Source organism: Pseudomonas sp. NPDC047961, from assembly GCF_050272435.1.
In the GTDB taxonomy this organism is placed as follows: domain Bacteria; phylum Pseudomonadota; class Gammaproteobacteria; order Pseudomonadales; family Pseudomonadaceae; genus Stutzerimonas.
Window position 1 is genome coordinate 193,054 of sequence record NZ_JBNNMD010000001.1, and the last position, 14,491, is coordinate 207,544.

The following is a 14,491-nucleotide window of genomic DNA, read 5'->3' on the forward strand; positions in this document are numbered from 1 at the left end:
GAGCGGGGGCAAAGCGGGAGCATGCGTACGCACGGGTCGGGCTTTGAAGCTATTGCAGATCGCTGCGCCAGCCTTGCGCGTAGGCGCGATCCGCCACCGCAACGGGTAAGATGGCGCCCCTCCGCGCCTGGCTGATCACCATGTCCTACTTCGTTTCCCCCGTCGGCTTCGTCCGCTCCTGTTTCAAGGAAAAGTTCGCCATTCCACGCCAGCCGCAACTGGCACCCGCGGCTCGAGGCGTACTGGAACTGGTCGCACCGTTCGATCAGGTTCATGCGCTGGAGGGACTGGAACAGGTAAGCCATGTCTGGCTGCTGTTTCTTTTTCATCAAGCCTTGGAGGCCGAACCCCGTCTGCGAGTACGGCCGCCACGTCTAGGTGGCAACCGAATGGTTGGCGTATTCGCGACACGGGCGACGCACCGGCCCAACGGCATCGGGCAGTCGGTGGTGAAACTGGACCGGATCGAGCCAGGCCGTCTCTATCTGTCGGGAATCGATCTGCTCGATGGGACACCGGTGCTGGACATCAAGCCTTATGTCCCCTATGCCGACGTGGTGACGGATGCCCATAACGGCTTGGCCGAGGACGCACCCAACCTCATTGCAGTGAGCTGGACCGAGGCCAGCCTGCAACAGGCGCACTGCGAAGCGGCGCGGCTGGGCGAGCCGCTGCAAGCCTTGATCGAACAATGCCTGGCACAGGACCCACGACCGGCCTATCAGACGCCAGCACCGGAACGCCGCTACGGCACCCAGCTCTGGGATGTCGAGGTCCGATGGCACTACCCAGAGCCATCAACCATCACGGTATTGGAAGTGACACGAGCAGCCAGCTAGGCTGACCTAGACCTTCGCAAGACCATTCAGGAATATCCTGCATACCGGCTCGAGTAATCGCCTCTTAAGCTCAGCGCATACGACAGGTGCCCGTCATGCCCACATTCGTCGGTATCTACGTTTACCCCGACGTCGAGGTGCTCGATTTTACGGGGCCTTACGAGGTATTCACCACCGCGACGCGGCTGGCGCTGCGCGACGGTCAGCCACCGCCCTTCTCGACGTCAACCATCGCTGCGCGCAAGGGGCTCGTGCGCGCCAGGGCGGGCCTGGTCGTCCAACCCAACTACAACTTTGCCAACCACCCCACCATCGACTTGCTGATCGTTCCGGGCGGAGTGGTCACCAACGAACTGGAGAACCCAGAGGTGGTTCGGTGGATCGAGAAAACCGCCGCGCAGGCCGGACTCACCGCCTCGGTGTGCACGGGCGCATTCCTGCTGGCGAAAGCCAACGTGCTCTACGCGCATAAGGTGACCACGCACTGGGAAGACATCAGCGAACTGAAAGCGATGTTCCCGCTGCTCAAAGTGGTCGAAGGCTGCCGCTGGGTTGATACCGGCCGCTACGTAACCTCGGCAGGTATTTCGGCCGGTATCGACATGAGCCTGCACTTGGTCGAGCGTATCGCTGGCCGCGAACTGGCCGAAGCCACCGCCCGACAAATGGATTTCGACTGGCGCAAGAACAGCTGACCCGAAACAGCACCAGTACTGCTTCGTCCACCGATCAGCGGCTATTTAGACGCCGGCGTGAGCAGCAATCGCTGGGTGCCGTAGACCTTGTCGAGATTCTCCGACTTAAATGGGAAGCTCATGTAGCCGCCTTTCAACCAGGCCTCGATGCCGTCTGCGTAGTGGGGGCTGGCCGGGTTGCCCGACTGACCGGTGCTGTTTAGCCCGATCATCGGCTCATCACGACCGAAGTCGACAATGATCCGCATTGCCGGGATCAGCCAGGTATCGAAATTGTCGCCCCAGCGGTAGGCCGACACGTTCAGCGTGCTGTGATCGCCACCAGCCGCTACCGGCCCCCGATCCAGATAGCCGTTGATCGCATTGATGCCGGCACGCTGGCTGGGCGACATGTAAGGCGCCAGTTGAGTAGTGCCGCTCTTCCAGGTGTAGGTATGCAGCTGCCCCCACTGCCAGGCACTTCGGTCAGCACCCAGGGCAGTTTCCATACGACTGACCGAAGCGGCAAGTGAGCGCGCCAGAATGGCCGGCTTGTCTTCCTGTTGGGGCGTACCGATATCGTCCCAGAACGGGCTGTCGTCCCGGCCGAGCAGATGATCGGCCTGTGCCGAATAGGAGGCGTTTGCGGCCTCGACCAGGGCCTTCCAAGCGGCGCTACCCTCCGGCCCCAACTCGTCGAGAAAGGTCTGGCGTGCCGCCTCCATCAGGAAGGTTTCATACAGCGCTGCGTCCGCAGAGCCAGCAGCGAGCTTGCCATCGAAGCGCAGAAGGGTCGAAAGCGCTTCACGTGCCCGGCGCCGCTCAGGTTCGGCAAGCGTATCGATGGCGGCTTTCAGCGGCTCCGCCATTCCCGGCGCCTGCAGCATGGTCTGCAGCTTGGCCGCAAAGGTTGTCGTCTGGTCATACTGCATTGCGATCACACTGCGGGTGTCCTGCTTGCCCCGACCAAGCAGCTCGGCAATACGCTCGGCACGCTCCGGGTAGTACCAGGAATTGGACAGCTGCATGCCATAGCCCTTAGGCACGGTGCGATGATTGGCGGTCCCCAGCCAGCCTTGTATCGGATCCTGATCATAGGGGTGAAGCATGGGATCGGCGTAACCGTCCCAGTCATAACGCCCTTCCCAACCGGGCGACGGAAGCAGGCCCAACCCCTCACGCCGGTTCGGATAGCGTCCGGTGACCTGCCAGCCGGTACTTTGCTGGTCGGCAAACACGATGTTCAGCGCCACAGCACGGATATCGCGGGTCGCCTCGAACGCCTGGTCGACGGATTGCGCACGGGTCAGGTCGAAAAATGCATCCAGCGTTTGATCAGCCTCGAACTGGTTGGTCTTCAGAGCCAGCCCGTAACCACTGCTCAACTGCAGCGGCTGCAAGGGGTGTTTGCGCTCCCCTAGAACGCTATTGAGCAACGGCCCGTTGCGTGTCTCATAGATCGTTTCTCGGACAGGGCGCGCGCCCTTGATAAAGAAGGTCTCATTTCGCTCGCGAGCCGGCACCCACTTGCCATCGGCCAGATACAGCAAACGGCTACCCTCGCGCCGCACCTGCTCGAGAAAGAGGTCCTGGGTATCGCCCATGACCATCGTCATGCCCCACCCCAGCTTGCCGTTGAACCCGGCGACCACAGCAGGCACGCCAGCAATCGTCACGCCCGCAGCCTGAAACTTCGGCGAGCGAATCTGCACGAAGTTCCAGTACGACGGCATGGACAGCGGCAAGTGCGTGTCATTGGCCAGGATCGGCTTGCCACTGCGCGTATTGCTGCCGGAAATGGCCCAATTGTTCGAAGCGGCGACCCCCAGCATGTTGAGCGAGGCAACTTGGGCGGCAGCGCTCTCAAGCGCAGCAAGCCCAGCAATATCGCCGGTAAGCTTCAAGCCTTTGAGCTTGTCGGCCTCCTCAAACGGCAACGCCTCGTCTGGGTAGGTGGGCAGCAGCCAGGCGACCTTGTCCGCACCGACTTTCTGCGCCATGACCAGCGATGCGATTTCTTCCTGAAGATTGACCGCCAGGCCGAAGTTCAACAGACAGAACACCAGTGCCGAATCTTCAGCCTTCCAGTACTCGGGCGTATAGCCTGTGACTGCAAGATCCATCGGCAACTTGTCGCGATGACGGAACAGGTAGGCGTTAACGCCTCTGGCATACACCTCGAAGAAGCGCTTCATCCGCGGCGAGCTTTCCCGATACAGCACCGCAGCGCTTTGCCGAAGGTTTACCGCACGCATGAAGCGGTCGACCTCAAGCACTCCAGGCCCGGCCATTTCAGCCAAGCGCCCTTGGGCCATGAGCCGCATGCTGACCATCTGACTCAGCCGGTCAGTGGCATGTACGTAACCCAACCCGAACAGCGCATCATGAAAACTCGCCGTTTCAATCAGCGGCATACCCAGCGTGTTGCGACGGATGCTTACGCTCTTGTCCAGCCCCGTAATCGCCTGGACGCCCTGGGCAGGCGGCAGACTGTCGCTGTAGCGACTGTCCAGATAGGCCTGGCAGCCGCTAAGGGCTCCGCCCACAAATACGGCGCCCAACGTCAGGCGAACCAGAAAAAACGGCAGGCGCAGTGGCATCAACGGCTCCTTGCGGGCAGGGCAGTAGAGATATGAAAAAGGATGTGGTCTGCCGTCGCGCTCAGGCGGCTTGGTGATTCTTTGGCAGTGCTTCATCAAGCAGCCAGCGGGCGGAGCGGCGCGCCTCGGCCTTGTGCTGCAGTTCGAGCGCACTGAAGCGTGCCTCATGATGGCGACGCTCAGAACGATCCAGCGCTTTCCAGGCGTCATGAGTAGGGACTTGCGAGGTCTCCTCGAAGAGCACCTGAAAAACCTGACAGCGCGGGTCCTGACCCAGCGCGGAATCGAAGTTATCCAGCAGCACCTTGATCCGGATAGCACCTTCGATCAGAGGGACCTGTTCTTCGAGCAGGCTGCTCGCGAGCACGCGCAGGTCTGCGGCAAGCGCTGCGTGCTGCTGCGCCTGCATCTCCGCTAGCTGTTGCTCTCTGCGCCATACCCTGCGCCATAGATGCAGGGCGTATCCCGCCAGGGCCGCGATCAGCAGCAGGGCAGCTATGAGCAACACTATGGCGAAGGGTGTCATGCGCGGATCAGGCTCCGTGGCACTTCTTGAATTTTTTCTGGCTGCCGCATGGGCAGGGATCGTTCCGACCGACATCCTTCAGCGGATTACGCACCGGATCGTGGCTGTGGTTGCAATGCGGGCCGTGTACATGCCCGTGGTCCTGGTGTGCGTGATCATGATTGCAATCGGGACCGTGCACGTGTGTTTCGTGGTTCATCGGTACTGCTACTCCGGGATAAAGTTGCCGGGGATTATCTCGCCATTGGTTGAGATGTGCACGCGCCGTCCGAGCATTAGACCGGTTTTCAACTCACCATCCAGACGATAGGCAATCGGGCGATCCGGCTTTTCCAACAGACGCACAATGTACTTCATGTGCCGCCAGAGATTGGTATGTATCGGCACCTCGTAATACTCGAAGCCGTTTCCTGGAACGGTTGTCCAGCCGCTAGACTCTCCGCTTGCCAGCTCGATGTCGTTGAGGTGGACGGTATACACCAAACCGCGAACCGGCAGGCTCTGCTCGTTGGGATTGTCGATGCGAAAGCGCAGCATGAACTCCTGTTCGAGCAGCCTGGCTTTGATGATTTCGACGTTTTTAAGTTGGACGCGGGGATCCCGGAAATCACTGCTGAACCAGGTGGAACAGCCTGCAAGGCCGGCCAGCAGACTCAACAACATCACCGTTCTGGATATTCTTCTTATGGGTGCGTGGCAAAGCATTCCGGTACTCCAAAGGACGGCCAAGTGTAGCAAGCAGCGAATCGCCCGCAATGGGTTGTTTGGCGAAACTAGCAGTGACGTGCTACGTCTTTGCGACCGTTCTGACGACGCCTGGCGAAGCCGTCAACGCCGTTAGCGCCAGCATGCCACTGGCTAGCCACGGCACCAGCTGGCGGGACTGCAATCAACTAGCCAGCGCGCGAGCCAGCACCGCACGTACCTTCACGATCCCTTCAGCCAGCGCAGCCTCGATTTCCGCCATGGTGATGATCCCACTGCTTTTGCCCGCAGCCGGATTGACCACCAGCGCCAGACAGGCGTAGGGCAGCTCCAGTTCACGCGCAAGCACCGCCTCGGGCATACCGGTCATCCCGACGATGTCGCAACCATCGCGCTCCATCCTGGCGATTTCAGCGACCGTCTCCAGCCGCGGCCCCTGAGTACAGCCATACACGCCATGACTGCTGAACAGGTAACGTTCAGCAGCCAGACCGGCGATCAGGCGCTGGCGCAAGGGCTCGTCATAGGGATAGCTGAAGTCGACATGGGTGACATGCTCGATGTCGCCTTCGAAGAACGTGTGCTCGCGGCCGTAGGTGTAGTCGATCAACTGATGCGGCACGCAGAGGTGACCGGCCCCCATGGCCGAGTGGATGCCTCCGACCGCATTCACTGCGATAACGGCCTGCGCGCCGGCACGCTTCAGCGCCCACAGATTGGCGCGATAGTTGACCTGATGTGGCGGAACCCGGTGCGGGTGACCATGCCGAGCGAGAAACAGCACTTCGCGACCGGCATACTCTCCACGCAAGATTTCGGCCGATGGCGGACCGTAGGGCGTTTCCATGGGTATCGCTTCAAGCAGGGTCAGCCCAGGCAGCTCGGTAAGCCCCGTGCCGCCGATAATGGCATGGACAGTCATCTGTGTTTCCTTGGTCAAGCGATCAGTTCGGCCGCTTTGAGTGCAGCGACGGATGCGCGCCAGCGTGGATCCTGTTTGTATTCAAGGGAGCCGCAAGCCCGGTTGCGCATCCTGCCCAAAGCCGGTGATGGCTGCGCCCCAAGCCGCTGCAACGCCGACAATGCAAGCTCAGCAGCCCCGCGATCGTTACACACCAGCCCCATATCGCAACCCGCCATCAGCGCCGCCTCGATGCGGCTCGCGGCATCACCGACGACATGCGCACCAGCCATCGATAGGTCATCACTGAAAATCAAGCCGCGGAATCCCAACTCATCGCGAAGGACATCCTGCAACCAACGCCGAGAAAAACCAGCGGGCCTGTCATCTATTTGCGGGTAGATAACATGGGCGGGCATCACGGCATCAAGCTCGGCGGCCAGCTTGCGGAAAGGAACGAGATCCTGGCCGCGCAGTTCATCCAGCCCACGCTCATCGACCGGTATTGCGACATGAGAATCCGCTTCGGCCCAGCCGTGACCTGGGAAGTGCTTGCCAGTGGCCGCCATTCCGGCGCTGTGCATGCCCCTGATGAAAGCGCCGGCCAGCTCGCTGGCCCGTTGTGGATCACCCTCGAATGCACGCGAACCAACCACAGCGCTGCGCTGGTAATCGAGATCCAGCACTGGCGCGAAACTGAAATCGAGACCGACTGCGAGCACTTCAGTCGCCATCACCCACCCGCAAATTTCTGCCAGCTCCTGCGCATTGGGACGGGAGGCGAATTCGCGCATCGCCGGTAACCGGACGAAGTCACGCCTCAGCCGCTGGACGCGCCCTCCTTCCTGGTCGACCGCTAGCAGCAGATCAGGCCGCACCGCTCGAATCGCTCGGCAAAGCTCCTGGACCTGAGTAAGGTTTTCGATATTCCGGGCAAATAAAATAAGCCCGCCTACTTCCGGTTGGCGTAGCAATTGTCGGTCCTCGGCGGTCAGCCAAGTACCGGCAATATCCAGCATCAAAGAGCCATGCATGTTATCGAGCGAATCCTTATATCAGCGTTGCGCTTGACCAATCCGGGCATGCAGCTTCGCCGATATACACGGCACAGCCAGCGGGCACACGGGGAAAGAGTTCGAGCAGGTCGGCATTGCGTAACCTGATGCAGCCGTGGGAGAGCGCAATTCCCATAGGCTCCGAATCCGGCGTGCCATGCAGATAGATGTAGCGGCGAAAAGTATCGACTGGCCCCATCCGGTTGTACCCCGGCTCGCAACCGCTGAGCCAGAGGATCCGGGTCAGAATCCAGTCACGGCCAGGAAACCGTTCATGCAGATCGGCATCCCATACCTCCCCGGTCCAACGCCGTCCGCGCAAAACGGCTCCCGGAGGTAAGCCCTCACCAATGCGCACGCGCACCTGATGACGGCCTCGTGGCGTACAACCGGTGCCATTGCGTTCACCAGCACCATTAAGCGCGGTAGAAACTGGGAAACGGAGGCGCAGGCAGGAGTTGGCAAACCCGTAGAGCGTCTGGTCAGCGATCGAGATATGGAGGAAATCGAGGTCATTCATGGGCGGCTAGCTTAGCCGATCGCCCCTTGAGGATGCACCCTAGCCCTTGGCTGGCATTGCCAAGGCGTTGCGTCGGGCAATTGGATGGGCCTGCGCCAGGCCTGGATCTGCGACACCCGAGTCGGCCCGCATACCCGCCGCAAGAAACGGGACCATCATGCGCATGACCTGCTCAATCGAGGTTCTTGCGCCGAAATCGTTCTCGGCGATAGCCCTTAACGCTTTGATACCCGACATGCTGAAAGCCGCAGCGCCCAGCATGAAATGCACACGCCAGAACAACTCGATCGGCGGGATCGACGGCGCGGCCTCGTGCACTCGATGCATGTAACGGCGAAACACCTTGCCGTACATGTCCTCGAGATAGCGACGTAGATGCCCCTGGCTCTGACTGAAGGAAAGCCCCAGCAGACGCATGAAGATGGACAGGTCATCGCCGCTACGCGGCGTCACTGCCAGCGCTTGCTCGACCAGGATCTCCAGTAACTCTTCGAGGCTTTCCTTCCTGTCAGACTGCGCTTCGCGCCTATCCAGCTCCCGCTCAAGGCTGATGCAGAACGGCCCTAGAAAACGCGAGAAAACTGCCTGAATAAGTGCCTTTTTCGAACCGAAGTGATAGTTCACTGCGGCCAGGTTGACGCCGGCTTTGCTGGTGATCAGACGCAGCGACGTCTCGGCGAACCCCTTCTCAGCGAATAGCTGCTCCGCCGCATCCAGGATACGCTCGACTGTTTCGGACTGCGCCATGCCCTCTCCCCCGACAAACATCTGTTTGAAACTTACGTTTCAACCTACACCAAGTCAACCGACATAGCGCCGAAATGCTTCGGCGCCCCTTTACTGCGCGCGCACAGCCTACCTGTCGCCCAGTCAAACAACGATTGCCAAGCATTCGGTACTGTATATAATCCCAGTCACTGTATAAAAGAACAGAGACCCTTTTGATGATCAAGCTGACCCCTCGCCAGTCGGAAATTCTCGCCTTCATCAAGCGCTGCCTTGAAGACAACGGCTACCCGCCGACACGTGCCGAGATCGCTCAGGAGCTGGGTTTCAAATCGCCCAACGCCGCAGAGGAGCACCTCAAGGCTTTGGCTCGCAAAGGCGCCATCGAAATGACGCCCGGCGCCTCTCGCGGGATACGTATTCCAGGCTTCGAACCGGCTACCGAGGACAACGGCCTTCCGGTAATCGGCCGGGTTGCTGCCGGTGCGCCAATTCTGGCGCAGCAACATGTCGAAGAATCTTGCCAGATCAATCCTTCATTTTTCCAGCCGAAGGCTGATTACCTACTGCGCGTCCACGGTATGAGCATGAAGGATATCGGCATATTTGATGGGGATCTGCTAGCGGTCCATACCACGCGTGAAGCACGGAATGGACAGATTGTCGTGGCCCGAATCGATGACGAAGTAACTGTTAAACGTTTTAAACGTGAAGGTAGCAAGGTCTGGCTGCTTGCCGAAAATGCCGAGTTTGCGCCTATTGAAGTTGATCTTGAACAGCAAGAGTTGGTTATCGAAGGTTTGAGCGTCGGCGTAATACGCCGCTAAGGAGAGGTTCATGCAGTACCATCCCCAACCCACCGCAGGCAAACCACCGCAGCTTTCCTTGTTCGAAGGGCTGATCGCGCATCGCCTGACACCCTTCGCAGAGATAACGCACGCCCCACAGCCCGCCGACGACTGCCTGAGTGAAATGACCCTGACCGGTAGCGGGGATCACTGCCGCCAGTTGCTGGCTCCCATGCTGCGCGAGCTCAGTGAGGCAGCGGATACTCGCTGGCTCACGTTGATCGCACCGCCTGTATCGCTTTCACAGAGTTGGCTGCGAGAAACCGGACTGAATCGTGACCGCATTCTGTTGCTCCAGGCCCGCGATAGCCAGACTGCGCTTGAGCTGGCATGCAAGGCGTTGGTATCAGGCTGCAGCCACACGGTCATTACCTGGTTCCCACGCATCGACAAGGCGGGCCGCCTGAAGCTGCGCGTGGCGGCGGCCCAAGGCAATGCACAGAGCTTGAACATACGTCTGGGTAGCTAATACGCCCCAACCGGTTGGCATAAGGATGTGCCGAAACCCGCCAGGAGCCGCAAAGGCGACCAGGCGTCTTTACCCCTCAATGCAACACGCGCGGCCCTTCTTCCTCCCGCTCGAAATCACCCTCCGATACGCGCCCCGCCATCTGCACGCCAATGTTGAACATGGCCTTAGCGACTTCAACATGCTGACCTTGCAGGAACGCCTTGGCATCGTCAGAAAAATCCAGCGTGACCAACACGCCTTCGTCCTCGGCACGACGCAGCACAATGCTGCCGTCGGGTAGCTCGACGATTTCCAGAAAAGACGTTGGCATTGGCATGCTCCCCTTGAAACGGCGCATTGTAACAGCCGACCGCCCAGGCGGCAGCCTTTGGGTTTAGCTGCCAAAACACGATGCTGAACTGCTACATAGTCTCGCGCAGGCAGGAAGCAGATGCGCGTTAACGCGACGGCACAGTAGGATGGCTGCCTATTGAGACCGGACCGCAGGATGACAATAAGAACCTTGCTACTGACCGCGCTGGCCATGCTCGCCTTCGCCGGCAATTCGCTGCTTTGTCGCGCAGCTCTGCGGGACAGCCAGATCGATCCGGCCAGCTTCACTGCGCTACGCCTATTTGCCGGTGCACTGGTGTTGTGGCTTTTGTTGTGTCTGCGTGCGAGGTCCTCTTCAAGCTCAGGCAGCTGGCGGGGCGCTCTCGTACTCTTCGCCTATGCGGCCTCGTTCTCTTATGCCTACCTCGACCTTGACGCTGGCGCCGGCGCGCTGCTGCTGTTCGGAGCCGTGCAGCTAAGCATGATCACCTGGGGGATGCTGCACGGTGAACGCTTGCATCGGGGGCAGACAGCCGGGATGCTCCTGGCAGGAGCAGGGCTGCTTGTGCTTCTGCTGCCAGGAACAAACACACCGCCGCTATCGGCATCACTTCTGATGGTGCTGGCAGGAGCGGCGTGGGGGGTCTATTCGCTACTGGGTAAAGGAACGCCGGACTCACTTGCCGCTACTGCGGGCAATTTCATTCGCACCCTGCCAATCGCCGTCCTGTTATGCCTGCTTGCGTTGAACACGCTGGAGTGGGACAGCGCCGGATTGATCTATGCGCTGCTGTCTGGCGGTTTGGCCTCTGGCATCGGTTACGCCATCTGGTACGCAGCGCTCCCCGGCTTGGGGGCCATCCAGGCGGCCAGCGTGCAACTGAGCGTGCCACTTCTTACCGCCTTGGCGGGGAGCCTGCTGCTAGAGGAGCCCTTGACCGGGAAGTTGCTGGCCGCCGGCCTTGCGATTCTTGGAGGCATTGCGCTGGTCATGCGCCTTAAACCAAGTACTTGATCCAGTACAGACACAGCAACGTTGCATGTCTAGTCGCTTACCACTCGGTAAGCGACTCGCGAAAGCGTAAGGCCAGCTCTTTCAGGCTGCTTCGCCAAGCCTCCAGCTCTTCACGCGCCAGCGCCGGGACTTGCGCATCTACACTGACCGCCTCGATCAACGGCATGGTTGGATCGGTTTTGGTCTTAGCAGGCGCACGAGGCGGCTCGAAGAGTGCTGAGTACGCTTTCAGCAGTTGTGCCAGCCAGGTTTCAGGATGCTCGGCCAACTCAATCAGCTCGGCGAGCTCCGGGCTCGATGACGAGCCCTGCACTGATGGCATCAGCAATAGCTCTGGACGCGGTGCGCTAGCGCCAGGCAGGCGGTAGTAGCCAGCAATCTCGTGACATAGCCCCAGCAGCGCGCCATATAGATGAAAAAGACTAGCCTCGCGCTCGGCCTGGATCAGGCCTGGCGCATTCAGCGCGCCTTTCTCCTCGGCCCGCCGCCAATTCTCGAGTGCGAGTCCGGCGAAGTAAATTTTCTGGTTGGTACGGGTGTACAGCTCATGAGCCATGGCGACGCTCTCCCAAGACTTGAAACGCTACAGGTCGAAGCCCGCTACAAACCTGGCTCCGACCCGAGGCTGCCAGTTACTTACCGGTGCTTTTGTCCTCTACTTTCCACTTGCTGCCATCGAAGAAGGCTTTCCAGCCAGTCGGCTTGCCGTTGACCTCAGTTTGCACGTACTGCTCCTTGGTCTTGCGGCTGAAGCGGATCACAGCCGGGCGGCCTTCCGGATCCTTCTGAGGCGCACTCAGCAGAAAGTGATACTTCGGGTCGATCTCATCCTTGTGAGGAATCAACTCCAGTACTAACGGTGCCCGGGTCTCGCGATTCTTCGGAAACTGGCTGGCGGCCAGGAACAAACCGGAAGCGCCATCGCGCAGTACATAGGTGTCGTCGACCTTTTCACATTTAAGCTCAGGCATCTTCACCGCATCCATCTTCGGCGGAGCCGCCTCACCGCTTCTGAGCAACTTACGCGTGTTCTTGCATTCGCCGTTGGTGCAACCGAAGAACTTGCCGAAACGGCCCGTCTTGAGCTGCATTTCACTGCCGCACTTGTCGCACTCCAGACTCGGCCCCTCGTAGCCCTTGATGCGGTACTGGCCCTCTTCGATCTCGTAACCCGTGCAATCGGGGTTGTTGCCACAGATATGCAGCTTATGGGTTTCGTCGAGCAGGTAAGCATCCATCGCCGTGCTGCAGATCGGGCAACGATGTTTGCCCAAGAGCACGCGAGATTCGGACTCCCCTTCGTCATCAGCGGCAATCTCATCGCCCGGAATGAGGTTGACTGTGGACTTGCAGCGCTCTTTAGGCGGGAGGCTGTAGCCGGAGCAACCGAGAAAGACCCCAGTGGAGGCTGTGCGAATCATCATCGGACGTCCGCAGACCTTGCACGGAATGTCGGTCAGCGTGGGCTGGTTGGCACGCATCCCGTTCTCGCTCGCCTCAGCCACCTCCAGCTTCTTCTTGAAGTCGCCGTAGAACTCGTCGAGTACATGTTTCCACTCGCGCTCACCCTGTGCGACATCGTCGAGGTTCTCTTCCATGCCGGCAGTGAAACCATAGTCCATCAGGTTGTTGAAGCTTTCCGAGAGACGCTCGGTAACGATGTCGCCCATCTTCTCGGAATAAAAGCGGCGGTTATGCAGAGAGACATAGCCGCGATCCTGGATCGTCGAGATGATCGCCGCATAGGTCGACGGCCGACCAATTCCGCGCTTTTCCATCTCCTTGACCAGGCTCGCTTCGGAGAAGCGCGCAGGTGGCTTGGTGAAGTGCTGGCTCGGGTCGAGCTTGATCAGCTTCATCCCGTCGCCCTTATTCATGTCCGGCAGGACGTCGTCTTCACCGCTCTTGCTCTGCTGCGGCATGACCTTGGTGTAACCGTCGAACTTGAGGATCCGACCCTTCGCGCGCAGCTCGTAATTTCCGGCGGTCACTGTGACGCTGGTTGAAAGATACTGAGCCGGCGGCATTTGGCAGGCGACAAACTGGCGCCAGATCAGGTCATAGAGGCGCTCGGCGTCACGTTCCATGCCGGTCAGTTGTGCCGGGCGCAAATTGACGTCCGAAGGACGAATCGCCTCGTGCGCTTCCTGAGCGCCTTCCTTGCTGGAATAGAAGTTCGGTTTCTCAGGGAGATACTTGTCGCCAAATTCGTCTTCAATAAAGCCACGAACCATGCTCAGAGCATCAGCCGACAGGTTGGTCGAGTCGGTACGCATGTAAGTGATGTAGCCGGCTTCGTAGAGCCGCTGCGCCATCATCATGGTTTTCTTCACGCCGAAGCCTAGGCGGTTACTTGCGGCCTGCTGCAGGGTCGATGTGATAAACGGCGCGGACGGCTTGCTGCTGGTCGGCTTGTCTTCACGCTTGGTGACACTGTAAGTGGAATCCTTGAGCTGCTCGAGCGCCGCCATTGCATGCGCTTCGTTGAGCGGCTTGAAGGCTTCGCCATTTTCGCGAGCAACCTCGAAGCGGACCTTGGCATTGCCGCTCGTGTTGAGGTCGGCGTGTACTTCCCAATATTCTTCAGGCACGAACGCACGGATCTCGCGCTCCCGCTCGACTACCAGCTTCACCGCAACCGATTGCACGCGTCCTGCAGAGAGTCCGCGAGCGATCTTTGCCCAGAGCAGCGGGGAAACCATGTAGCCCACCACCCGGTCGAGAAAGCGCCGCGCCTGTTGCGCATTGACCCTGTTGATGTCCAGATCGCCCGGCTTGGAGAAGGCCTCCTGGATCGCCTTTTTGGTGATCTCGTTGAATACCACGCGCTTGTAACGGCTGTCGTCGCCGCCAATGGATTCGCGCAGGTGCCAAGCGATGGCCTCCCCTTCTCTATCCAAGTCGGTCGCGAGATAGATAGTGTCGGCTTCCTTGGCCAGGCGACGAAGCTCGTCGATGACCTTTTCTTTGCCGGGCAGGATTTCATACTTCGCCTTCCAGCCGTGCTCGGGATCGATGCCCATGCGGGTGAAGAGCTGACGCTTGGCTTTCTCCTTCGGCGAAAGCGCCGGGGCTTCGGCCGCTGCGGCCTTGCCGCGCTTGACCGGCTCCTTGTTGGCAGAGCCGCTGGTGGGAAGGTCGCGGATGTGGCCGATACTCGACTTCACCACGTATTGGTTGCCCAAATACTTGTTGATTGTCTTGGCCTTGGCCGGTGATTCCACGATGACCAGCGATTTACCCATGGAGAGGAGAGTTCCTGAATCGAGAGGTGAACTGAGAGTGTTGAACCGGCCGC

16 protein-coding genes are annotated in these 14,491 nt (G+C 59.8%); 5 read left to right on the forward strand and 11 right to left on the reverse strand.

Annotated elements, in window-relative coordinates; genetic code table 11:
* Window positions 1-140: 140 nt before the first annotated feature.
* Both tsaA and ACQKIK_RS00895 read left to right on the forward strand, forming a co-directional pair.
* The gene (tsaA, locus tag ACQKIK_RS00890; protein WP_499135157.1) at window positions 141-839 is read left to right on the forward strand and encodes a tRNA (N6-threonylcarbamoyladenosine(37)-N6)-methyltransferase TrmO; all 699 of its coding nucleotides are present in this window, start codon (window positions 141-143) and stop codon (window positions 837-839) included.
* Window positions 840-934: 95 nt separating this feature from the next.
* On the forward strand, window positions 935-1,534 hold the full coding sequence (locus tag ACQKIK_RS00895; protein ID WP_045428394.1) for a DJ-1/PfpI family protein: 600 nt from the start codon (window positions 935-937) through the stop codon (window positions 1,532-1,534).
* A 41-nt stretch (window positions 1,535-1,575) separates the two neighbouring features.
* Here the strand turns inward: ACQKIK_RS00895 and ACQKIK_RS00900 are convergent, their stop codons facing one another.
* The 8 genes from ACQKIK_RS00900 to ACQKIK_RS00935 form a co-directional block, all read right to left on the reverse strand.
* Window positions 1,576-4,113, reverse strand: a complete 2,538-nt coding sequence (locus ACQKIK_RS00900; protein ID WP_499134401.1) for a penicillin acylase family protein — start codon at window positions 4,111-4,113, stop codon at window positions 1,576-1,578.
* A 61-nt stretch (window positions 4,114-4,174) separates the two neighbouring features.
* The gene (locus tag ACQKIK_RS00905; protein ID WP_064482065.1) at window positions 4,175-4,639 is read right to left on the reverse strand and encodes a DUF2489 domain-containing protein; all 465 of its coding nucleotides are present in this window, start codon (window positions 4,637-4,639) and stop codon (window positions 4,175-4,177) included.
* A 7-nt stretch (window positions 4,640-4,646) separates the two neighbouring features.
* A complete protein-coding gene (locus ACQKIK_RS00910) occupies window positions 4,647-4,838 on the reverse strand; it encodes an SEC-C metal-binding domain-containing protein (RefSeq protein WP_499134403.1) in 192 nt (63 codons plus the stop codon).
* A gap of 8 nt (window positions 4,839-4,846) precedes the next feature.
* Window positions 4,847-5,344, reverse strand: coding sequence for an LEA/WHy family protein (locus ACQKIK_RS00915; RefSeq protein WP_045428403.1), 498 nt, complete (start codon window positions 5,342-5,344; stop codon window positions 4,847-4,849).
* Between the two features lie 184 nt (window positions 5,345-5,528).
* Complete coding sequence (locus ACQKIK_RS00920) at window positions 5,529-6,266, reverse strand: S-methyl-5'-thioinosine phosphorylase (RefSeq protein WP_499134405.1); 738 nt, start codon at window positions 6,264-6,266, stop codon at window positions 5,529-5,531.
* A gap of 14 nt (window positions 6,267-6,280) precedes the next feature.
* Window positions 6,281-7,279 carry a beta-N-acetylhexosaminidase gene (nagZ, locus tag ACQKIK_RS00925; protein WP_499134407.1) on the reverse strand — a complete coding sequence of 333 codons (999 nt, stop codon included), beginning with the start codon at window positions 7,277-7,279 and terminating at the stop codon, window positions 6,281-6,283.
* Between the two features lie 16 nt (window positions 7,280-7,295).
* On the reverse strand, window positions 7,296-7,820 hold the full coding sequence (locus ACQKIK_RS00930) for a L,D-transpeptidase family protein (protein ID WP_499134409.1): 525 nt from the start codon (window positions 7,818-7,820) through the stop codon (window positions 7,296-7,298).
* Window positions 7,821-7,859: 39 nt separating this feature from the next.
* On the reverse strand, window positions 7,860-8,567 hold the full coding sequence (locus tag ACQKIK_RS00935; protein ID WP_045428412.1) for a TetR/AcrR family transcriptional regulator: 708 nt from the start codon (window positions 8,565-8,567) through the stop codon (window positions 7,860-7,862).
* Between the two features lie 197 nt (window positions 8,568-8,764).
* Here ACQKIK_RS00935 and lexA point away from each other — a divergent pair, with 197 nt between their 5' ends.
* The gene (gene lexA / locus ACQKIK_RS00940; protein WP_045428414.1) at window positions 8,765-9,373 is read left to right on the forward strand and encodes a transcriptional repressor LexA; all 609 of its coding nucleotides are present in this window, start codon (window positions 8,765-8,767) and stop codon (window positions 9,371-9,373) included.
* Window positions 9,374-9,383: 10 nt separating this feature from the next.
* Window positions 9,384-9,863, forward strand: coding sequence for an SOS-induced cell division inhibitor SulA (gene sulA / locus ACQKIK_RS00945; protein WP_046163814.1), 480 nt, complete (start codon window positions 9,384-9,386; stop codon window positions 9,861-9,863).
* A gap of 76 nt (window positions 9,864-9,939) precedes the next feature.
* Here sulA and ACQKIK_RS00950 read toward each other — a convergent pair whose 3' ends face one another.
* On the reverse strand, window positions 9,940-10,176 hold the full coding sequence (locus ACQKIK_RS00950; RefSeq protein WP_045428419.1) for a hypothetical protein: 237 nt from the start codon (window positions 10,174-10,176) through the stop codon (window positions 9,940-9,942).
* A 177-nt stretch (window positions 10,177-10,353) separates the two neighbouring features.
* Here ACQKIK_RS00950 and ACQKIK_RS00955 point away from each other — a divergent pair, with 177 nt between their 5' ends.
* Window positions 10,354-11,193: a DMT family transporter gene (locus ACQKIK_RS00955; protein WP_499134413.1), complete on the forward strand. Its 840-nt coding sequence runs from the start codon at window positions 10,354-10,356 to the stop codon at window positions 11,191-11,193.
* Window positions 11,194-11,230: 37 nt separating this feature from the next.
* Here ACQKIK_RS00955 and ACQKIK_RS00960 read toward each other — a convergent pair whose 3' ends face one another.
* Window positions 11,231-11,749: a DUF6586 family protein gene (locus ACQKIK_RS00960; protein ID WP_463308022.1), complete on the reverse strand. Its 519-nt coding sequence runs from the start codon at window positions 11,747-11,749 to the stop codon at window positions 11,231-11,233.
* 76 nt (window positions 11,750-11,825) lie between these two features.
* Window positions 11,826-14,438, reverse strand: a complete 2,613-nt coding sequence (gene topA, locus ACQKIK_RS00965; RefSeq protein WP_127838949.1) for a type I DNA topoisomerase — start codon at window positions 14,436-14,438, stop codon at window positions 11,826-11,828.
* Window positions 14,439-14,491 lie beyond the last annotated feature (53 nt).

Bases quoted from the DNA above. Each gene is read 5' to 3' on its own strand.
- tsaA (WP_499135157.1), top strand. From the start codon at position 141: ATGTCCTACTTCGTTTCCCCCGTCGGCTTCGTCCGCTCCTGTTTCAAG.
- ACQKIK_RS00895 (WP_045428394.1), top strand. From the start codon at position 935: ATGCCCACATTCGTCGGTATCTACGTTTACCCCGACGTCGAGGTGCTC.
- ACQKIK_RS00900 (WP_499134401.1), bottom strand. From the start codon at position 4,113: ATGCCACTGCGCCTGCCGTTTTTTCTGGTTCGCCTGACGTTGGGCGCC.
- ACQKIK_RS00905 (WP_064482065.1), bottom strand. From the start codon at position 4,639: ATGACACCCTTCGCCATAGTGTTGCTCATAGCTGCCCTGCTGCTGATC.
- ACQKIK_RS00910 (WP_499134403.1), bottom strand. From the start codon at position 4,838: ATGAACCACGAAACACACGTGCACGGTCCCGATTGCAATCATGATCAC.
- ACQKIK_RS00915 (WP_045428403.1), bottom strand. From the start codon at position 5,344: ATGCTTTGCCACGCACCCATAAGAAGAATATCCAGAACGGTGATGTTG.
- ACQKIK_RS00920 (WP_499134405.1), bottom strand. From the start codon at position 6,266: ATGACTGTCCATGCCATTATCGGCGGCACGGGGCTTACCGAGCTGCCT.
- nagZ (WP_499134407.1), bottom strand. From the start codon at position 7,279: ATGCATGGCTCTTTGATGCTGGATATTGCCGGTACTTGGCTGACCGCC.
- ACQKIK_RS00930 (WP_499134409.1), bottom strand. From the start codon at position 7,820: ATGAATGACCTCGATTTCCTCCATATCTCGATCGCTGACCAGACGCTC.
- ACQKIK_RS00935 (WP_045428412.1), bottom strand. From the start codon at position 8,567: ATGGCGCAGTCCGAAACAGTCGAGCGTATCCTGGATGCGGCGGAGCAG.
- lexA (WP_045428414.1), top strand. From the start codon at position 8,765: ATGATCAAGCTGACCCCTCGCCAGTCGGAAATTCTCGCCTTCATCAAG.
- sulA (WP_046163814.1), top strand. From the start codon at position 9,384: ATGCAGTACCATCCCCAACCCACCGCAGGCAAACCACCGCAGCTTTCC.
- ACQKIK_RS00950 (WP_045428419.1), bottom strand. From the start codon at position 10,176: ATGCCAACGTCTTTTCTGGAAATCGTCGAGCTACCCGACGGCAGCATT.
- ACQKIK_RS00955 (WP_499134413.1), top strand. From the start codon at position 10,354: ATGACAATAAGAACCTTGCTACTGACCGCGCTGGCCATGCTCGCCTTC.
- ACQKIK_RS00960 (WP_463308022.1), bottom strand. From the start codon at position 11,749: ATGGCTCATGAGCTGTACACCCGTACCAACCAGAAAATTTACTTCGCC.
- topA (WP_127838949.1), bottom strand. From the start codon at position 14,438: ATGGGTAAATCGCTGGTCATCGTGGAATCACCGGCCAAGGCCAAGACA.